Here is a 16,789-nt window from a genome sequence, read left to right on the forward strand (position 1 = left end):
ATGAACGGGTCCGGACTCGAACCGACGGCTTACCCGAACCGTCGGCCCGCGTTTGTCGGGAGCGCAGCGCTCCGTCACGACTGATTCGCGTCGTCCCATCGGGTAGTGGGGGAGGTGGGCAGACACCGCATTCTATCCCGCGTCGTTCGGGGCGGCAAACGACTGAAGCTCTGATTCGCGGTCGTCCGGCGGGAGCGTGACCGACACCGGTCGGCGGGCCTGGGAGAATCGGATCATGGCCTCTCCCGTCACGCCGCCGCGCGGCATGCGCGACTTCCTGCCCGCCGAGAAGGCGCGTCGCGAACACGTGCTCACCGTCATCCGAGACGCGTACCGCCGTCACGGATTCGACGAGATCGAGACGCCCGTGATGGAGGACAGCGCCCGACTGCACTCCGGGCTCGGCGGCGACAACGAGAAGCTCGCGTTCGGCGTGCTCAAGCGCGGGCTCGGCAAGGACGACCTCCGGGCCGCCGACGAGCCCATCGACCTCACCGACCTCGGGCTGCGTTTCGACCTCACGGTGCCTTTGGCCCGGTTCTACGCGAGCCACCGGGCGGAGCTGCCGAACGTCGTGCGCACGATCCAGATCGGGCCGGTGTGGCGGGCGGAACGGCCGCAGCGCGGTCGCTACCGCCAGTTCGTGCAGTGCGACATCGACATCCTCGGGGAGGCCGGACCGCTCGCCGAACTCGAGCTGCTCGCCGCCACCTCCGATGCGCTGCAGGCCCTCGGACTCGGCGACGCCTGGATCCGCGTCAACGACCGCCGCATCCTCACGGCCCTCGTCGCATTCTGGGGCGTGCCGCCGGAGTCCGCCGAGAGCGCCCTCGTGACCTTCGACAAGCTCGACAAGATCGGTGAAGACGGCGTCGTCGCCGAACTCGGCGCGAAGGGACTCGGCGACGCGGCGGTCATCGCCGAAACGCTCGAACTCGTGCGTGATCTGCCCGACGACGGGTGGAGCCTGCTGGAGGACCCGCCGGTGTGGATCGAGCAGTCCGCCGCCGACCAGTTGCGCGCGCTGCGCGACGGGCTGCCGGGCGTGAGCCTCGTGTTCTCGCCCAACCTCGTGCGGGGCATGGGCTACTACACGGGCACGGTCTTCGAGATCGCCCACCCGTCGGTGCCCTACTCGCTCGGCGGTGGCGGCCGCTACGACGGCATGATCGGCCGCTTCCTCGGCAGCGACGTGCCCGCGGCGGGATCCTCGCTCGGGTTCGAGCGCATCGTCGACCTCGTCGACCTGCCCGCCGGCGTCACGGATGCGATCGCCCTCGTGCACGACGGGGTCGCACCCGAGCGGCTCGCGGCGCTCAAGCGCGAACTCGTCGCCGACGGATCGCGTGTCGTGCTCGTCCGTCGGGCGAAGAAGACGGGTGCGCAGCTCGAACAGCTCGCCGCCGACGGCATCACGCGGTTCGCGTTCGTCGGGCCGGACGCGATCACCGCGGCCGACCTCGATCTGCGGCCGCTCGCGAGCTGAGCGCGAGCCCCCGGGCTCGTCATGCGCCCGCACTAGGATGATCCGCGGACATCCAGCCCCCACTTTCCTGAAGGAGCGTTCCACCGTGGCCCAGATCGACGCCGTCAGCGCACGTGAGATCCTCGACTCGCGAGGCAACCCGACCGTCGAGGTGGAGGTGCTGCTCGACGACGGCACCGTCTCGCGCGCGGCCGTTCCCTCCGGTGCGTCCACCGGAGCCTTCGAGGCGTACGAACTCCGCGACGGCGACGCCGCCCGCTACGGCGGCAAGGGCGTCGAGGAGGCCGTGGACGCGGTCATCGACCGCATCGGCCCGGAGATCGAGGGCTTCGACGCCACCGACCAGCGCCTCATCGACGCGACGCTCATCGCCCTCGACGGCACCGACAACAAGAAGGAGCTCGGCGCCAACGCGATCCTCGGCGTGAGCCTCGCCGTCGCCCGCGCCGCCGCCGACTCGGCCGACCTGCCGCTCTTCCGCTACCTCGGCGGACCCAACGCGCACGTGCTGCCCGTTCCGATGCTCAACGTGATCAACGGTGGCGCGCACGCCGACACCAACGTCGACATCCAGGAGTTCATGATCCTGCCCGTCGGCGCGTCGAGCTTCCGGGAGGGCCTGCGCTGGGGCGCCGAGACCTACCACGCGCTCAAGTCGCTGCTGAAGAGCCGCGGCCTCTCGACCGGCCTCGGCGACGAGGGCGGCTTCGCTCCGAGCCTCGACAGCAACCGCGCCGCGCTCGACCTGCTCGTCGAGGCGATCGAGAAGGCCGGCTTCACCGCCGGCACCGACATCGCGCTCGGCCTCGACGTCGCGTCGACCGAATTCTTCGAGAACGGCGTGTACACCTTCGAGGGCAAGGCCACCAGCTCCGCCGAGCTCAGCGCCTACTACGCCGAGCTGCTCGGCGCCTACCCGCTGGTCTCCATCGAGGACCCGCTCGCCGAGGACGACTGGGAGGGCTGGGCGCAGCTCACCGCCGAGATCGGCGACCGCGTGCAGCTCGTCGGCGACGACCTGTTCGTCACCAACCCGACGCGCCTCGCCGACGGCATCGCGCGCAAGGCCGCAAACTCGATCCTCGTCAAGGTGAACCAGATCGGCACGCTCACCGAGACGCTCGACGCCGTGTCGCTCGCCCACCGCAGCGGCTACACCGCCGTCATGTCGCACCGCTCGGGCGAGACCGAGGACACCACCATCGCCGACCTCGCGGTCGCGGTGGACTGCGGCCAGATCAAGACCGGTGCGCCCGCCCGCTCCGAGCGTGTCGCGAAGTACAACCAGCTGCTGCGCATCGAGGAGGAGCTCGGCGACGCGGCCGTCTACGCGGGTCGTAGCGCCTTCCCGAGGTTCACTGCCTAGAGTCGACGACATGGCGCGGCGGCAGCACACCCGGAAGGTCCCCGTCGCCCTGCCGGAGCGCGACAGCGTTCAGGCGGGGTGGATGCGGGGCTTCCGGGTCTCCGGATTCACCCTCACGGTGCTCTTCCTCATCGTCGCCGCGCTCGTGTCGCTCGCCCCGTCGCTCAAGAACCTGATCGAGCAGCAGCAGGAGATCGCGCTGCGCGAGCAGCAGCTCGCCGACGCGCGGGACCAGGTCGACGAGCTCGAACAGCAGGTCGCGCGCTGGCAGGACCCCGCGTACCTCAAGGCGCAAGCCCGCGACCGGCTGATCTACGCGTTCCCGGGTGACATCACCTACCTGGTGGCGGATGACCGTGAGAACGTCGCGGCCACGCCGGTGCTCCCCATCAGCGACGAACTGCAGACGAGCAAGGTCGACTGGACCCGCTCCATGCTCGACTCCGTGCTCACGGCGGGACTCACTGAGCAGCCCGCCGACCAGATCGTCTCCCCCCAGCTCCAGGATCAGCAGTGACCAGACCCCCGTTCCCTCCGCCCACCGAGGCCGAGGTGGATGCGGTGAGCCGCCAACTCGGCCGCCCGGCGCGAGGAGTGATCGGCATCGCCGCGCGCTGCGCGTGCGGGGCGCCGACCGTCGTCGCGACCCTCCCGCGGCTGCCCGACGGCACGCCGTTCCCCACGCTGTACTACTTGAGCCACCCCGCCGCGACGGCGGCGATGTCGACCCTCGAGGCCATCGGCGTCATGCCGGAGTGGGCCGCCACCCTCGAGGGCGAGATCGCCGAGGCGTACACCGCCGCCCATGAGCAGTACCTCGCCGACCGCGAGAGCGTCGCGCACGTGCCCGAGATCGACGGGGTCTCGGCCGGCGGGATGCCCACTCGGGTGAAGTGCCTCCACGCGCTCGCCGCGCACGCCCTCGCGACCGGGCCCGGTGTGAACCCGATCGGCGATCGGGCGATCGCCGAGTCGGCGTGGAGCCCCGACCGGTGCGAATGCGCGGAGCCCTTCGACGCCTCGCAGGCGTCGTGGCTGCCCGGAACCGCGGCGTGAGAGCCCTCGCGCGAGGCACGGCCGTGCTCGGCCTCGTCGTCGCCTCGCTCGCCGTCGCGACTCCGGCGCACGCCGACCCGGTGCGCGATCTCGAGTACTGGCTCGACGATTACGGCATCCGCGAGGCGTGGAACACGACCCGCGGAGCGGGCGTGACGATCGCGGTCATCGACACCGGCATCGACGGCACCCATCCGGATCTCGCCGGGGCGGTCGTCGGCGGGTCGGACTTCTCGGGCCTCGGGGCGCGCAACGGGCAGCAACCGGTCGGTTCGACCGGCAGTGAGCACGGCACCCTCGTCGGCTCGCTCGCGGCGGGCCGGGGGAGCGCGCCCGACACGGGCGTCATCGGCGCCGCTCCCGAGGCCGACCTGCTGTCCCTCTCCATCGGATTCGGTGAAGGGGAGATCGGGTCGGACGACCAGATCGCGAGCGCCGTGCGGTGGGCCGTCGACAACGGTGCCGACGTGATCAACATGTCCCTCACCCGCAACACGCGGGACTGGCCCGAGAGCTGGGATGACGCGTTCCTCTACGCGATGGACAACGACGTGGTCGTCGTCGCCGCGGCGGGCAACCGCGGCACGGGTACCTACGTCGTCGGCGCTCCGGCGACCATGCCCGGTGTGCTGACCGTCGGAGGCGTGACCCGCGACGAGCAGGTCAGCGCCGAGGCGTCGTCGCAGGGCATCACGATCGGCGTCTCCGCACCGAGCGAGGAACTCGTCGGAGCGCTACCGGGGGGCGGCCACGCCCAGTGGGGCGGCACGAGCGGCGCGAGCCCGATCGTCGCCGGCATCGTCGCGCTCGTGCGCGCCGCGCATCCGGAACTCGACGCCGCCAACGTCATCAACCGGATCACCGAGACCGCTCGCGACCGCGGACCCTCCGGACAGGACTACTCGTACGGTTTCGGTCTCGTCGACGCGGCTGCCGCCGTCAACGACCGGGTGCCCGAGGTCGACGAGAACCCGATGGGCGATCTGCGGGAGTGGATCCGCGTCAACCGGCGCGCGCCCGCCGACGACCCGACCGCCGCCCCCACTCCGCTCGAACCCTCGGCCCCTCCGCTCATCGAAGCGCGCGGTCCGAGCGGCACGCTCTATCCGACCCCCGGGCAGCTGCGGGACGTCGGCATCCCGCTGCTCGTCTTCGTGGCGTTCGGCGGAGCCTTCGTCGTCGCGACCGCCCGCGCGGTCCGCGCGTACGGAGCGACTCGCCGCAGGGGGTAGATTTGTCGGCGGACCTTCGACCAAGGAGACACTGACTCGTGCCCAAGATCCTCATCGTCGGCGGCGGATACGCCGGTTTCTACACGGCTCTCAAGCTCGAGAAGTGGCTCCGGCCCGGCGAGGCGGAGGTCACCGTGGTGGACCCGCTGCCGTACATGACCTACCAGCCGTTCCTCCCCGAGGTCGCCGCCGGGTCGATCGAGCCGCGTCACGCCGTGGTCGCCCTGCGTCGTCACCTCAAGAAGACGAACGTCGTCACCGCCCGGGTCACCGGCATCGACCACGCGAGCAAGACCGCGACGATCACGCCCGAGATCGGCGCGCCGTACGAGTTCGAGTACGACCAGATCGTGGTCACCGCGGGATCGGTCTCCCGCACCTTCCCGATCCCGGGTGTCGCCGACAACGCCATCGGCCTCAAGACCATCGAAGAGGCGATCGCGATCCGCGACCGCATCCTCACCAACTTCCAGAAGGCGTCGAACCTGCCCGCCGGTGCGGAGCGCGACCGCCTGCTCACCTTCGTCGTGGTCGGCGGCGGCTTCGCCGGCATCGAGATCTTCGCCGAGATGCGCAGCTTCGCGAGCGCGCTGCTGAAGTACTACCCGAACCTGACCTTCGACGACGTGCACTTCCACCTCATCGAGGCGATGGGCCGCATCATGCCCGAGGTGTCGCTGCCGACGAGCCTCTGGGTCATCAAGAACCTCGCGCAGCGCGGGGCGATCGTGCACCTCGACACGCAGCTCAAGAGTGCCGTGGACGGCCAGATCGAGCTGTCGACGGGCGAGACGTTCGAGTCCGACCTCATCGTCTGGACGGCGGGCGTCATGGCCCACCCGATGCTGCGCGGCACCGACCTCCCCACCGAGGAGCGCGGCCGCCTGCGTGTGCAGCCCGACCTCCGGGTCATCAACGACGACGGCATCGTGCCGGACGCGTGGGGTGCCGGTGATGTGAGCGCCGTGCCCGACCTCACCGGAAAGGGCGTCGGCGGCTTCTGCGTGCCGAACGCTCAGCACGCCGTGCGTCAGGGCAAGCTCATGGCGAAGAACATCGTCGCCGTGCTGCGCGGCGAGGAGCCGAAGGACTACTACCACGAGAACCTCGGCGCGGTCGCGGGCCTCGGACTCGGCGTCGGCGCCTTCCAGAGCGGCAAGCTCGCCATCAAGGGCGTCATCGCGTGGTTCATGCACCGCGGCTACCACGGCCTCGCGATCCCGATGTGGGAGCGCAAGATCCGCGTCTTCTCGAACTGGATCCTCAACTTCCTGCTCGGCCGCGACATCGTCGAGCTGAGCGCGCGCGAGCAGCCGCGCGTGGCGTTCGAGACGTTCGCGTCGCGACCCAAGTCCTGAACGGTTGAGGCGACGGCCCGGGCTCGCGCCCGGGCCGTCGTCGTTCCCGCGCCCGCCGCGTCCGGCCGTCGTCCTCCCGCGCACGCCGGCCGCCGCACCGCGACCCCTCGCGCTCCAGTTCCGCGTCCCCGCGATCTGTCGCGCCGCAGTTCCGCGCTCGCGCTACAGGAAAGCGTGGCGCGCGACCACGTTCCAGTAGCGCGAGCGGGACGGGAGGCCGCGCCGTCGGGGCCGGAGGCAGCGCGGATCCGAGAGTCCGCGTGCGCCGGCCATTAGGCTGACGGCGCGCGCCGGGCGCGCCCCCGTAGCCCAATCGGCAGAGGCAGGCGACTTAAAATCGCTTCAGTCAGGGTTCGAGTCCCTGCGGGGGCACCCGACAAGACGTCGCCGCCGGGTTCGGACTCGCGGCGCTCACGTCGTCGGGAAGGTCGTGCCCGTGAGCTGCTCCGAGGCCGTCCAGATCCGGGTCGCGTCGTCGGTCTTGCGGAGCGGCGCGTACAGCGCGGTGGCGGTCGGGGGACCGCCCAGACCGCCCGGCCCGCTCGGGCCGTAGAACACGCCGCCTCCCGCGCTCCGATCGGTCGCCGCCATGAGCGCGGGCAGTCCGGCGCTCTCTGCCGTGCCGACGAGGATGCGGCGCGCCGAGAGGGCGCGGATGATGCGGATGCCGGCGGTGTCGGAACTGCGGCCGAGCTCCGGGCGCGCGGCGAGCAGGTTGGTGGGCGCCACTCCGGGGTGCGAGAGGTTGCTCGAGATCCCCCACCCGTTCGCCCTGCTGCGGCGATCCAGCTCGAGCCCGAACAGTCCCATCGCGATCTTCGACTGGCTGTACGCGCGTTGGCCGTGATAGCCCCGTTCCCAGTTCAGGTCGTCCCAGCGGATGCGCCCGCGTCGGGCCGCGACGCTGATCTGCGAGGTCACGCGAGCCCGTCCGGCCCGCAGCAGCGGAAGGAGCTGGGCGACCAGCGCGAAATGTCCCAGGTGATTCGTTCCGAACTGCAGCTCGAACCCGTCCGCCGTGGCCTGCCTGACCGGGGGCGTCATGACGCCGGCGTTGTTGATGAGCACATGGATGGGTTCGGACTCCGCGCGCAGGCCGTCGGCGAGGGCCGCGACCGACTCGAGCGAGGAGAGGTCGAGCGACCGCAACGAGACCCGCGCCTTCGGCACCGCCCGGCGGATGCGGGCGAGCGCATCCTCGCCCTTACGCGGATTGCGCACCGGCAGGATCAGCTCCGCACCGGCGGCGGCGAGTCGTTCGGCGATCCCGAGACCCATACCGTCGCTCGCCCCGGTGACGAGGGCCCGTTTCCCGTTCAAGTCCGGGATCGTGAGCCCGGGGTGTTCGCGTGGCATCGTTCTGCTCCTTCTGTGGTGGATTCGGTCCACCGTCGCCCAACCGCACGATGCGAGCCACGGCCTCCCGATCCGCCCCTGGCAAGGGGGGATCGTCGAGCCGTGGCTGACGTCGATCAGGCAGGGTAGAAACGGAACGGCACACGGAACGCGACGAGAGGGAGGGCGATGATCGACCGCATCGGCCTGGCGGCGTTCCTCCGGCAGCGCCGTGAAGCACTCCAGCCCGAGGATGTGGGCCTCCCGCGCGGTTCCCGGCGACGGGCGACCGGGCTCCGCCGCGAAGAGGTGGCGGGACTGTGCCACATGTCCACCGACTACTACGCCCGTCTCGAGCGGGCGCGCGGTCCCCAGCCGTCGAACCAGATGCTCGCCTCCATCGCCCAGGGACTGCACCTCTCCCTCGCCGAACGCGACCACCTGTTCCGGCTCGCGGGTCACAATCCGCCGGCTCGGGGCGCGATGACCGAGCACATCAGTCCGGGCATGCTGCGCATCCTGGACCGTCTCGAAGACACTCCCGCCGAGATCGTCACCGAACTCGGCGAGACCCTGCGGCAGACGCCGCTCGGCGTCGCGCTCACGGGCGACACCACCCGATTCACGGGGCCAGCCCGCAGCATCGGTTACCGGTGGTTCACCGATCCGGGCGCACGAGAGCTCTACGCGACGGAGGAGCATCCGTTCCTGTCGCGGATGTATGCATCCGGTCTCCGCGAGATCGCCACACTGCGCGGCCCCGACTCGCGAGCGGCCCACCTGGCGGAGCTGCTGCTCGCCGCGAGCGAAGAGTTCCGCACGCTGTGGAAGCAGCACGAGATCGGGTTGCGTCCGCACACGACCAAGCGCTTCGTGCATCCGGAGGTCGGCCCCCTCGAGCTCACCTGCCAGCGACTGATCGACCCCGATCAGTCGCACTCGCTACTCGTCTACACGGCGATCCCGGGCACCGAGAGTCACGACCGTCTCCAGCTGCTCGCCGTTCTCGGACCCACGGCGTTGCGCTGAGCGGAGGCGGCTCAGTGTCCGTCGCCGGGGCCGTGCGTCGCGTCGGCGCGCATCTCGGGACAACCCTGGTCGATCGCCTCGGGGCGCAACTCGTAGTGCCACGGCTCGTTGCCGTAGATCTGGCAGAGGCCGTAGCGCGCGCCGAACTCCGACAGCCACAGGGTGCCCTCGAACGGTCCGACGTCGACGCCCGCGCCGGTCACGTGCGCGGACGTATCCGGAGTGGCGACCCAGCGCGCGGCCTCCTCCGCGGAGCCGTACTTCACGATGGCGTCGCGCATCAGCTGCTCCTGGTGCTCGCGCGACCGCCAGCCGCTGTTGATGACGATGTCGACCCCGTCGACGGCGGCGGCCGTCGTCGCCTCCTGCAGCGCGCTCAGCAGGTCGGGCTCGAGCCGGTCGACGCCGGGGTAGCCCTCGTCGAACGCGGTGACCCCCTCGGGCAGGCCGCCCTGTTCGACCGACGTGGCATCCGGGCCGAGCGCGATGTCGGTCGGCGAGCCCGTCGACGGGCTCGCCGTCGAGGTGGCCGACTGATGGATGGCGATCCCGAGCACCGTCGCGACCGCCCCGACCAGTACGACGGCCAGCATCCTCAGGGCGGTACGGGACAGGGAGGCGGATGACGTGGTTCGACTCATGGATCCAGTCCACCGAGCAGCACGTTGCCCGGTCGTATGCGGTTTCGGATACGACGGCGATATGCGCGGCCTCGTAGCATCGACCACATGCGCGTGCTGGTCGTCGAGGATGAGCCGTTCATGGCGGAAGCCATCCGCGACGGACTCCGCCTGCAGGCGATCGCCGCGGACATCGCCGGCGACGGGGACACCGCCCTCGAACTGCTGAGCATCAACGACTACGACATCGCGGTGCTCGACCGTGACATCCCCGGTCCGTCCGGCGACGAGGTCGCCGCGAGCATCGTCGACTCCGGCAGCGGGATGCCCATCCTCATGCTCACCGCGGCCGACCGGCTCGACGACAAGACGTCGGGGTTCGAGCTCGGCGCCGACGACTACCTGACGAAGCCGTTCGAATTGCAGGAGCTCGTGCTGCGACTGCGGGCGCTCGACCGCCGACGCGCGCACAACCGCCCACCCGTGCGCGAGCTCGCCGGTCTGCGGGTCGACCCCTTCCGGCGGGAGGTGTACCGCGACGGGCGCTACGTTCCGCTCACCCGCAAGCAGTTCGCCGTGCTCGAGGTGCTCGTCGCCGCGGAAGGCGGGGTCGTGAGCGCGGAGGAGCTGCTGGAGCGGGCGTGGGACGAGAACGCGGACCCGTTCACGAACGCCGTGCGGATCACCGTCTCCGCGCTGCGCAAGCGACTCGGCGAACCGTGGGTCATCGCCACCGTGCCCGGTGTGGGCTACCGCATCGACACGGGGCCGGGAGGAGCCGATGATGCCCGACGCTAGGAAGCCGGGACCGAGCGTGCGCCTGAAGTTCGCCCTCAGCTACGCGGCCGTCATCCTGCTCACCGGTCTGCTGCTGCTCGCCGTGGTGTGGCTGTTCCTGCTGCGCTACGTGCCCGAGCAGATCTACATCCCGACCGGGGAGCCGGACGGTGGTCCGAGTCCGGTGTTCGTGCCCAACCAATCCGATCTCGCACGCGCCTTCGCGCCGCCCGCTGCAGCGGTCATGGGTGCCCTGCTGATCATCGGGCTCGTCGGGGGGTGGTTCCTCGCCGGCAGCATGCTCGCGCCGCTGCGGCGCATCACGGATGCTACGCGCCTGGCGGCGGGCGCCTCGCTGTCGCACCGCATCCACCTCGAGGGGCGCCGCGACGAATTCCGCGAGCTCGCCGACTCGTTCGACACGATGCTCGCGCGACTCGAAGCGCACAACGCCGAGCAGCAGAGGTTCGCCGCGAACGCGTCGCACGAGCTGCGCACCCCGCTGGCGATCACGCAGACGCTCCTCGACGTCGCGCGCGACGACCCGGACCGTGACAACGGCGAACTCGTCGAACGCCTCCGTGTCGTCAACGGCCGTGCGATCGAGCTGACCGAGGCGCTCCTGCTGCTGAGCCGCGCCGACCAGCGGTCGTTCACCCGCAGACCGGTCGACCTCTCCCTCATCGCGGAGGAGGCGACCGAGACGCTGCTTCCGCTGGCCGAGAAGCGCGGCGTCACCATCGAGACCTCCGGAGAGGTCGCAGTGACCATCGGCTCGTACGCCCTGTTGCTGCAGCTGACGACGAACCTCGTGCACAACGCGATCGTGCACAACGTGCGGGAGGGCGGCACCGTGCGGGTGTCCACGGGAGCGCGCGGCTTCGCCGTCGAGCTCACGGTCGAGAACTCGGGCGAGCGGCTCCCGCCCGACCTGGTCTCGACGCTGATCGAGCCGTTCCAGCGCGGCACGGACCGCATCCGCTCGGATCACGCCGGCGTCGGTCTCGGGCTGGCGATCGTGAAGAGCATCGCGCAGGCCCACGACGGAACCCTCGAACTGACCGCCCGCGAGGCCGGAGGCCTGCGTGTCACCGTGCGACTGCCCGTCGCGCCTCCGGACGCGAACTGAGCAGCGACTCCGCCATCCGGCTCGTGATCGGCACGTCGAAGTAGGTGTCGGGATACGGCTCGTCGCGCAGCGTGTAGTGCCACCACTCGCGGTCGTAGGCGTCGAAGCCGGCAGCGTCCATGACGGTGCGGAGCACCCTCCGGTTGCGCTCCTCGGCGGGGGTGAGCCCGTGCGCTCCGTGATGCGAACGCGGATCCATCAGGTCGTGGTCGCCGCCCATCGCGGCGAGCTCCCCGGTGCCGAGGTCGAACAGCGTCAGGTCGACCGTGCTGCCGCGGCTGTGCCCCGACCTCGCGGCGACGTAGCCCTGCTCGAACATCTCGGCCCGGGAGATGTTCGGGTAGTGGCGCCGCTTCGTGCGCCCGTCCTCCGGCTCGCGCGACCAGCGCAGGAAGCGGTCGACGGCTCGCTGCGGGCGGTACCCGTCCCACAACAGCAGGCCGCGTCCGTGGGCGGCGGCTGCCTCGGATGCTCGCTCGAGGGCGGCGCAGAGCTCACGCGTGCCCATGATGCGATTGGCGTGGTAGCCGTCCACCGGACCGCCGGTGAAGTTGTCCCACGTGGCGTACTTCGCATCCCAGCGGATGCCGGGGACGAACTCGTCGACGTGCACCAGCTCGCCGCTCACCGCCGGCTCCCCGCCATCGCCGCCGACGCGGCCCGGTCGATCACGTCGGCGAGCGACATCCCGGCGGCGGCCATCATCCGCGGGTAGCGGCTGTACGACGTCAGTCCCGGCAGCGTGTTGACCTCGTTGAGCATCACGGTGCCCGCGTCGGTGAGGAACATGTCCACGCGTGCGAGCCCCCGACAGCCGAGGGTGCGGTAGATCGCCACCGCCGTGTCCCGCACGCGGGCGCGGGTCGTCGCCGGGATGTCGGCCGGCACGATCGGCGTCGAGTTCTCCGACCCGCTCTCCGGCGCATCCTCCTGGTGGATCCGGAAGAACCCGTGCGAGAGGGCGATCCGGTCCACCTCCCCGACGACGAGGTCGGGGTCGTCACCCAGGATCGCGCATCCGACCTCGATGCCGACGACCGCTTCCTCGATGAGCACCTTCGAGTCGTACTGTCGCGCGGTCGCCACGGCCGCGGCGAGCCCCTCGCCGCGGGTGACCTTGCTGACGCCGAACGACGAGCCGGAGCGGGCGGGCTTCACGAACACCGGATAGGCGAACACGTCGGGGTCGACTTCTTCGCCGGCGGTGACGATCGAGAACGTCGGGGTCGGGATGCCCGCGGCGCCGGCCACGGTGTAGGCGAGTGCCTTGTCCATGCAGAGTGCCGAGCCCGGCACGTCGCACCCGATGTAGGGGATGCCGGAGAGCTCGAGCAGCCCCTGGACCGCGCCGTCTTCACCGTGGCGGCCGTGCAGCACCGGGAACACGAGGTCGAGCCGAACGGTCTCGTGCGTTGCTCCGTCGAGGACGAGCAGCCCGTGCGTCTCCGGGTCGGGGGAGAGCACCACCGGGCGTGAGTCCCCGTCCTCCCATCCCGCGGCGGGGCGGTCGCACCACCGCCAGGCGCCGTCCCGGGTGATGCCGAGGTAGATCGGCTCGTACCGCTCGGGGTCGAGGTTCTCGGCGACCTCGATCGCCGACTTGACGGAGATGGGGTGTTCTTCGGATGCGCCTCCGAACAGCACTCCGATCCTGATTCTGTTCACCGGTGTTCCCGTCCTTCGAATCGCAGGCAGTTGATGATGGTGTTGGCGACCGTGTCGGTCAGCGCGTGGTCGGTGTGGAACGCGACGTGCGGGGTGACGACCACGTTCGGCAGCGCCTGCAAGCGCGCCAACGGCGTATCGGCCGGCATCCTCCCGCGCAGGTCGACGTAGAACACGCCCTCCTCGCCCTCGACCACATCGAGTGCCGCACCGCCCAATCGGCCCCGTTCGAGCGCCGCGATCAGGGCCTCGGTGTCGACGAGAGGGCCGCGGGCCGTGTTGACCACGAAGGCCCCGCGCTTCAGACGCCGGATGCGCTCGGCATCGAGCAGATGATGCGTCGCCGCCGTGAGCGGGATGTGCAGGGTCACGATGTCGCTGCGTTCCAGCAGTTCGTCGAGGGTGTCGCGCGCGTCGGAGTTCCGGTCGCGCAGGTCATAGGTGAGGATGCGGCAGCCGAAGGCGCGCAGGCGGGTGATCACCGCCGTGCCGATGCGACCGGTTCCGACCACCCCGACGGTGAGGTCGCGGAGTTCACGACCCCGCATCCCGTGCAGTCGGTAGTCGTGCTCGTCGACGCCGCGCAGGACGGGCCTGGCGTGCCGCACCGCCATGAGCATGAGCATGAGGGTGTGATCGGCCACGCTGTCGGGGGAGTAGGCCACGTTCTCGACGCGGATCCCGAGCCGGTGCGCGTGTTCGACGGCGATGTGGTCGTACCCGGCGCTCCGCGTCGAGATGTAGGCGACGCCGGCTCGGCTCAACGCGTCGAGGACCGGCTCGGTGACGCGCGTCTTGTGTCCCACGCTGATGCAGCGGTGTCCCGACGCGAGGGCGACCGTGTGCTCGCTGAGCGGCGATGCGGTGATGGTCGGCTCGAGGCCGAGCCGCGGCGCGAGCTCCCGGAACAGCGCGGCCTCGTCCGGCGCGCAGCCGTACACCGTCATCCCGATTGTCGTGCCGGGCTCGGGAACGGCTGCGTCCGGCACGCGGCCGGGTGCGGCGGGCGGCGCGGTGTCGCTGTGGATCATGGCCCCAGTCAAGGCAGGGCGATGTTGCCCCGATGTATGCGATTCCCGATACGCCGGCGATATGCTCCCGCCAGGTGATGGCAGCTCGAGCGACGACGCGGAGGGCAGACGGATGATTTCGGACCGGGAACCGGTGGACCTCACGGGCTTCTTCCACGCGTACGCGCGTGCCTCGCTCACCGGTGATGCGCACGTGATCGCGGGGGCGCACGGTCCCGGCTACGTCGAGAGCGCGCCGTCGACCGTCGAGGCCTGGATCGTCGACGACGAGTACCGCGAGGCGGTGGCCATGCGCAGCGACGGGATGTCGCGGCTCGGTGTCGTCGACGTCTCCGCTGAGGTGCTCGAGACGACCCCGGCGGCGCCCCATCACGTGCTCGCGAGGGTCGCGTGGACACTGCGGTTCGACCGCGCGGGCGAGACGCGGGAGTCCCGCTTCGAGATCACCTACCTCGTGCGCCTCGTCGAGTATCCGCTCATCCTCGTCGCCATGTCACATGAGGACGAGGACGAGGTGATGCGTCGGGACGGGCTGCTCTGACGACGCGTCAGCGGTGGGTCAGGCCTCCTGCGGATCCACCCAGCGCAGCCAGCTCCACACGGCGAGGGCGAGCAGCCCGAATCCGAGCGCGCTGCCGACGACCGTCGCGAGCGGGAACGTCACGGCCGAGGCCAGCACGATCGCCGCGACGGTGACCGCCGCGATCGTCGTGCCGGCCCAGACGACCGGCGACCAGTCGAAGATCGCCCGGCCAGGAAGCGTGGCGACCGGCAGCAGCAGCACGACGACCGCGCTCAATCCCGCCATCGTGACGGTGGCGAGCGCCTCGCCGGCGAGCGAGCCCCAGAACCCGGCGGACGGCACGAGCGCGTCATCGACCACCCAGGCGAGAACAGCGACGGCCGCGGAGGAACCGACCTGGGTCAGGCCGATGAGTCCGCGCCGGCGGCGGTCGATCCCGCTGCCGAGGACCGCGGCGAGCAGCACCCCGATGACGACGGGTGGCTCGATGCCCCACCAGCGGGTGAGCAGCGCCGATGCGGCGCCGAGCAGCAGGAAGGTCGGCGCGAGCCGGAATCCGACCTCGGCACGTCCGCCGAGGAGCCGGGCCGGCAACGCGATACCCACCACGTTGAGTACCACGAGGCCGACGGCGATGGCGGCGACGAGGCGCAGGTAGCGCACCTCGCCCTCCACTCCGCTCGCGAGTGCGGCGAGCGCGGCGGCCCCCACGACGACGCTCGACGCGACGACCCAGGGGTTGAGCACGGCGTCGTCGTCATCGACGCCGCGGATGCGGTTGCGGCCGGTCAACCGGGCGACCGGCCGGCGCGGCAGTCGCGGGGCGATCGCACGGGCGAGCAGGCGCAGCGGCAGGGCGACGAACACGACGAAGGCGAGTGCGGCTCCGGCGCCGAGGAGCCACAGCGTCGGCTCGCCCATCCGGCTGAGGGTGGGAAGCGCCGACGCGTACCGGGTCGGGGCGTTCCAGTCGCTCCGTGGGGGCTCCGTGCCCGGCGGCGGGAAGACGCCCTGACCGTCGGGTGTGGCCTCGGGTAGGGGAGTGACCGGAGCGGGCGATGACGGTGCCGGCGCGGGCGCCGGGGCGGGAGCGGGCCTCGTCGGACGAGGTGTCGGCGTCGCCGAGGGCGCCGATCCGCCGATCCTCACGGCGACGGGCGCACTCGAGGCGCTGCGGTTGTCGGCGCCGTCGATCTGCTGCGCCGTCGCGGTGACCTCCCCTTCGCCCGCCTGGGCGACGCAACTCCAGCGACCCCCGGCGACGAAGGCGGCGCACAGCATCCGACCGGCCGCGATCACCTCGACCGCGGCGCCCTCCTCTCCCGTGCCGGCGAACTCGACCGGACCGGCGTCGATCCGGCTGCCGGAACGGGGTGCGGTCACCGTCGGCGCCGCCGGCGCGGTGCGGTCGATCACCACATTGAGGGGAGCGGACGCGTCGGAGCTGTCGTCACCGGTGGTCGCCCAGGTCTGGGTCGCCCGCACCTGGTACTTGCCCTCTGCGCCGGTGAGCGCGCACGTCCAGACGCCTCCGGCGTCGGCGGAGCCGCACCTCTGGGTGGTGTCGGTCGTCGGGCCGGTGAGCCGGACCGACACCGTCGCCCCGGGCTGCGCGGTGCCGGAGACGGGACCCCGCGTCATGAATACGGAGCTGCCGTGCACGAGCGGAGCACCGAGCACCCGCACCGTGCGTTCTTCCTCACCGGTCACCTCTCCGCCGTCGCGTTCGCGCACGACGAGCTCGACCGCGCCGTTCGGCAGGGAACGCTCGCAACTCCAGTCGCCGCTCGACTCCACCGGGAGGGAGCACAGCGTGCTGCCTTGCGACAGCACATCGACGGTGTATCCGGGGGTCGCGGTGCCGGCGATGACGATGCCGGTGTTGCTGCCGAAGAACCGGCCCTCCGCGGGTTCCTGCACCTCGAACCCGGGGCCGGGCATCGGGTCCGGCGCGACGGGTCCGCTCGGAGGGGCGGGCGTCGGTTCGGCGGTCGCCGCTGCCGCGGGGGAGAACGTTGCCAGAGCAGCGAGCAGCAGGATCGCTGTCGCGTGGAACACGCGGGACGGGGCGAATCCGTACGTCACCGTCCCCCCTCCTGTCGTGCACCGTGAGGCGCCTGGGCGGCGAGCGTGCAGGAAGTGTAACTCGCGCCCCTGACTTTTCGGGGACCACGGCGTAGCA

At 71.1% G+C, this 16,789-nt stretch carries 16 protein-coding genes and 1 tRNA gene; 11 read left to right on the top strand and 6 right to left on the bottom strand.

The features are described from left to right. Positions 1-235: 235 nt before the first annotated feature. The 7 genes from hisS to CLV46_RS05095 all read left to right on the top strand — a co-directional run bounded on the left by hisS (position 236) and on the right by CLV46_RS05095 (position 6,870). Positions 236-1,486, top strand: coding sequence for a histidine--tRNA ligase (gene hisS, locus CLV46_RS05065; protein WP_100365903.1), 1,251 nt, complete (start codon positions 236-238; stop codon positions 1,484-1,486). A gap of 85 nt (positions 1,487-1,571) precedes the next feature. Next, on the top strand, positions 1,572-2,852 hold the full coding sequence (gene eno, locus CLV46_RS05070) for a phosphopyruvate hydratase (RefSeq protein ID WP_211282150.1): 1,281 nt from the start codon (positions 1,572-1,574) through the stop codon (positions 2,850-2,852). A 10-nt stretch (positions 2,853-2,862) separates the two neighbouring features. Beyond that, the gene (locus CLV46_RS05075) at positions 2,863-3,369 is read left to right on the top strand and encodes an FtsB family cell division protein (RefSeq protein ID WP_100363771.1); all 507 of its coding nucleotides are present in this window, start codon (positions 2,863-2,865) and stop codon (positions 3,367-3,369) included. Further along, positions 3,366-3,908, top strand: a complete 543-nt coding sequence (locus tag CLV46_RS05080; protein ID WP_100363772.1) for a DUF501 domain-containing protein — start codon at positions 3,366-3,368, stop codon at positions 3,906-3,908. The genes CLV46_RS05075 and CLV46_RS05080 overlap by 4 nt, the downstream gene beginning before the upstream one ends. Next, complete coding sequence (locus tag CLV46_RS05085) at positions 3,905-5,140, top strand: S8 family serine peptidase (protein ID WP_245866530.1); 1,236 nt, start codon at positions 3,905-3,907, stop codon at positions 5,138-5,140. The genes CLV46_RS05080 and CLV46_RS05085 overlap by 4 nt, the downstream gene beginning before the upstream one ends. Before the next feature lie 38 nt (positions 5,141-5,178). Continuing rightward, positions 5,179-6,498 carry an NAD(P)/FAD-dependent oxidoreductase gene (locus CLV46_RS05090; protein WP_100363774.1) on the top strand — a complete coding sequence of 440 codons (1,320 nt, stop codon included), beginning with the start codon at positions 5,179-5,181 and terminating at the stop codon, positions 6,496-6,498. A 298-nt stretch (positions 6,499-6,796) separates the two neighbouring features. Continuing rightward, positions 6,797-6,870: transfer RNA gene (locus CLV46_RS05095), tRNA-Leu, on the top strand. 39 nt (positions 6,871-6,909) lie between these two features. Here CLV46_RS05095 and CLV46_RS05100 read toward each other — a convergent pair. Further along, positions 6,910-7,854, bottom strand: a complete 945-nt coding sequence (locus tag CLV46_RS05100; RefSeq protein WP_100363775.1) for an SDR family oxidoreductase — start codon at positions 7,852-7,854, stop codon at positions 6,910-6,912. Positions 7,855-8,022: 168 nt separating this feature from the next. Between CLV46_RS05100 and CLV46_RS05105 the strand changes: the two genes are divergently transcribed. Beyond that, positions 8,023-8,862, top strand: a complete 840-nt coding sequence (locus tag CLV46_RS05105) for a helix-turn-helix transcriptional regulator (RefSeq protein ID WP_100363776.1) — start codon at positions 8,023-8,025, stop codon at positions 8,860-8,862. Positions 8,863-8,873: 11 nt separating this feature from the next. Here the strand turns inward: CLV46_RS05105 and CLV46_RS05110 are convergent, their stop codons facing one another. Continuing rightward, positions 8,874-9,455 carry a M15 family metallopeptidase gene (locus tag CLV46_RS05110; protein ID WP_245866532.1) on the bottom strand — a complete coding sequence of 194 codons (582 nt, stop codon included), beginning with the start codon at positions 9,453-9,455 and terminating at the stop codon, positions 8,874-8,876. Between the two features lie 135 nt (positions 9,456-9,590). Here CLV46_RS05110 and CLV46_RS05115 point away from each other — a divergent pair, with 135 nt between their 5' ends. Next, positions 9,591-10,280, top strand: a complete 690-nt coding sequence (locus CLV46_RS05115) for a response regulator transcription factor (RefSeq protein ID WP_100363778.1) — start codon at positions 9,591-9,593, stop codon at positions 10,278-10,280. Then, positions 10,267-11,388 carry a sensor histidine kinase gene (locus CLV46_RS05120; RefSeq protein ID WP_100363779.1) on the top strand — a complete coding sequence of 374 codons (1,122 nt, stop codon included), beginning with the start codon at positions 10,267-10,269 and terminating at the stop codon, positions 11,386-11,388. Before CLV46_RS05115 ends, CLV46_RS05120 begins: the two co-directional genes overlap by 14 nt. On the opposite strand, the gene vanX is transcribed toward CLV46_RS05120, so the two are convergent. The 3 genes from vanX to CLV46_RS05135 are packed head-to-tail and all read right to left on the bottom strand — an operon-like array spanning position 11,348 to position 14,000. After that, positions 11,348-12,016, bottom strand: a complete 669-nt coding sequence (vanX, locus tag CLV46_RS05125; protein WP_100363780.1) for a D-Ala-D-Ala dipeptidase VanX — start codon at positions 12,014-12,016, stop codon at positions 11,348-11,350. The genes CLV46_RS05120 and vanX overlap by 41 nt on opposite strands. Continuing rightward, positions 12,013-13,053, bottom strand: a complete 1,041-nt coding sequence (gene vanA, locus CLV46_RS05130) for a D-alanine--(R)-lactate ligase (RefSeq protein WP_100363781.1) — start codon at positions 13,051-13,053, stop codon at positions 12,013-12,015. Before vanA ends, vanX begins: the two co-directional genes overlap by 4 nt. Next, the gene (locus tag CLV46_RS05135; RefSeq protein ID WP_245867020.1) at positions 13,050-14,000 is read right to left on the bottom strand and encodes an NAD(P)-dependent oxidoreductase; all 951 of its coding nucleotides are present in this window, start codon (positions 13,998-14,000) and stop codon (positions 13,050-13,052) included. The genes vanA and CLV46_RS05135 overlap by 4 nt, the downstream gene beginning before the upstream one ends. 196 nt (positions 14,001-14,196) lie before the next feature. On the opposite strand from CLV46_RS05135, the gene CLV46_RS05140 reads away from it, so the two are divergent. Then, positions 14,197-14,625 carry a hypothetical protein gene (locus CLV46_RS05140; protein ID WP_157802235.1) on the top strand — a complete coding sequence of 143 codons (429 nt, stop codon included), beginning with the start codon at positions 14,197-14,199 and terminating at the stop codon, positions 14,623-14,625. Positions 14,626-14,643: 18 nt separating this feature from the next. Here CLV46_RS05140 and CLV46_RS05145 read toward each other — a convergent pair whose 3' ends face one another. Next, complete coding sequence (locus tag CLV46_RS05145) at positions 14,644-16,692, bottom strand: hypothetical protein (protein ID WP_100363784.1); 2,049 nt, start codon at positions 16,690-16,692, stop codon at positions 14,644-14,646. Positions 16,693-16,789 lie beyond the last annotated feature (97 nt).

Origin of the sequence: Diaminobutyricimonas aerilata (assembly GCF_002797715.1) — a bacterium.
GTDB classification, from domain to species: Bacteria; Actinomycetota; Actinomycetes; order Actinomycetales; family Microbacteriaceae; genus Diaminobutyricimonas; species Diaminobutyricimonas aerilata.

Bases quoted from the DNA above. Each gene is read 5' to 3' on its own strand.
- hisS (WP_100365903.1), top strand. From the start codon at position 236: ATGGCCTCTCCCGTCACGCCGCCGCGCGGCATGCGCGACTTCCTGCCC.
- CLV46_RS05075 (WP_100363771.1), top strand. From the start codon at position 2,863: ATGGCGCGGCGGCAGCACACCCGGAAGGTCCCCGTCGCCCTGCCGGAG.
- CLV46_RS05100 (WP_100363775.1), bottom strand. From the start codon at position 7,854: ATGCCACGCGAACACCCCGGGCTCACGATCCCGGACTTGAACGGGAAA.
- CLV46_RS05105 (WP_100363776.1), top strand. From the start codon at position 8,023: ATGATCGACCGCATCGGCCTGGCGGCGTTCCTCCGGCAGCGCCGTGAA.
- CLV46_RS05110 (WP_245866532.1), bottom strand. From the start codon at position 9,455: ATGCTGGCCGTCGTACTGGTCGGGGCGGTCGCGACGGTGCTCGGGATC.
- CLV46_RS05115 (WP_100363778.1), top strand. From the start codon at position 9,591: ATGCGCGTGCTGGTCGTCGAGGATGAGCCGTTCATGGCGGAAGCCATC.
- CLV46_RS05120 (WP_100363779.1), top strand. From the start codon at position 10,267: ATGCCCGACGCTAGGAAGCCGGGACCGAGCGTGCGCCTGAAGTTCGCC.
- CLV46_RS05135 (WP_245867020.1), bottom strand. From the start codon at position 14,000: ATGACGGTGTACGGCTGCGCGCCGGACGAGGCCGCGCTGTTCCGGGAG.
- CLV46_RS05140 (WP_157802235.1), top strand. From the start codon at position 14,197: ATGATTTCGGACCGGGAACCGGTGGACCTCACGGGCTTCTTCCACGCG.